The following is an 830-nucleotide window of genomic DNA, read 5'->3' on the forward strand; positions in this document are numbered from 1 at the left end:
GCCATGGAGTTCCGGTCCGACGCCGCCGACCTGATCGACGCGTCGGTCAGCCCCGCGCGGCCCGCGCAGTTCCTCCGCGCGCTCGTGCAGGTGTCGGCCGACCGCGCGCGCGACGTGCGCGAGGCGGCCGACCGCGCCGGCGACGACGGGGCGATCGAGGCGGTCGACGACCTGGTGTCGAGCCTCACCGGAAACGCCGCGGCGGTGTCCGAGGGACTCGACGACGCGCGCTTCGGCGAGTTCGACGTGATCTCCTCGGCGCTGAACTTCAACTACTCGTGGAAGGTGTACGCGGCGAACCGGATCCGCGCCGAGTACGGCGACGCGCTCGACGAGGAGGGGCTGGAGGCGCTCGACCGGCTCACGGAGGTGCTGGAGCTGTTCGGCCCGGCGCGCGAACACTTCAAGACGCTGTACTTCCAGTGGGAGCTGATCAACCTCTCGCGGGCCATCCTCGCGTCGGCGCTCCCGGCGCTGCTGGTGTCGGCGTTCATGGTCGCGTTCTTTCACGCGGAGGCGTACGCGTACACCCTGTTCGGCGTCGGGACCCTGGTCCCCCTCGTCGCGGCCGCCGCGACCGTCGCGACCGTCCCGTTCCTCGTGCTGCTCGCGTACGTCCTCCGGATCGCGACCGTGACGAAGCACACGCTGTCGATCGGCCCGTTCATCCTTCGGGAGACGGACGAGGTGTCGGAGGTCGAGTGGGACGACTGAGCCCCCGGCGCGGCCGCCGCCGCGACCCTCGTCCCCGTACCCGCGCCGTGTGACATATGTGACCTCGCGACGAACGGCGCGCATGGACGACCTCGTCGCGGCGGCGCGCGAGTCGC

1 protein-coding gene is annotated in these 830 nt (G+C 71.6%); it reads left to right on the plus strand.

Going from position 1 to position 830, the window contains the following annotated elements:
- Nucleotides 1–714, plus strand: a 714-nt coding sequence (locus tag ACQUQ1_RS22525) for a hypothetical protein (RefSeq protein WP_435066402.1), incomplete at its 5' end; no start/stop codon positions are given.
- Between the last annotated feature and the right edge of the window lie 116 nt (nt 715–830).

Origin of the sequence: Halobaculum sp. EA56, from assembly GCF_051195075.1 — an archaeon.
In the GTDB taxonomy this organism is placed as follows: domain Archaea; phylum Halobacteriota; class Halobacteria; order Halobacteriales; family Haloferacaceae; genus Halobaculum.